Annotated in this window: 1 pseudogene and 1 other annotated feature; the pseudogene reads right to left on the bottom strand. The window is 64.9% G+C overall.

Annotated elements, in window-relative coordinates:
• A pseudogene (locus ACXMYJ_RS29270) lies at window positions 1-695 on the bottom strand (transposase family protein); the annotation flags it as partial.
• Window positions 448-582, bottom strand: a sequence feature (AL1L pseudoknot). (Overlaps the previous pseudogene by 135 nt.)

Genomic DNA, 695 nt, shown 5'->3' with positions numbered 1-695 from the left:
TGCCACGTTCCACGCGATGATCTTCTGGGCGAACACGTCGAGGATGAACGCGACGTAGACAAATCCAACCCAGGTGCGGGCGTAGGTGAAGTCCATGACCCAGGTGCGGTTGGGTGCTTGGGCCGTGAAGTCCCGATCGAGGAGATCACCGGCGCGCTTACCGTCCTTGGCCGCGATAGTGGTCCGGATCCCCTTTGAGCGTCGGACACCCTGCAGGCCAAGCAATCTCATCGCTCGGTCCACGCTGCCCGGCGACGCGTTGGGGGTGGTGCGCTTCACGAGCGCTGTCATTTTCCGGCGGCCGTAGAGACCTTCTGGGGTCATCCGCCGCACTCCTGCGTGATCGACCGTCCAGACCAGGTCGCGAACCTGATTGGTGACCATGGCGTCGGTGATCGTCCGGTCAGCGACAGGCCGGTTGGCCCGTGCCCAGTCACGGTAGGTCCGCGCGGCGATCTGCGCGCCCTGCTCACGCAGGACTCGACAGATCGACTCGACCGCGTGGCCCTGGGCCCGCAGCTCGTCGATGAACGCGACGATCATCGGTTGCGGGGGTCGAGTTCCCCCGCGAAGAAAATCGAGGCCCGCCGCAGAATCTCGTTATCCTCCTCAAGCCGGCGCACCTTGGCCTTGAGCTCCTTGATCTCAGCGAGCTCCTCGCTCGTAGCGCCCTGACGCTGACCCCCGTCGATCTG

The organism is Mycobacterium sp. ZZG (assembly GCF_054786995.1).
This window is presented reverse-complemented; position numbering and strand designations above follow the sequence as displayed.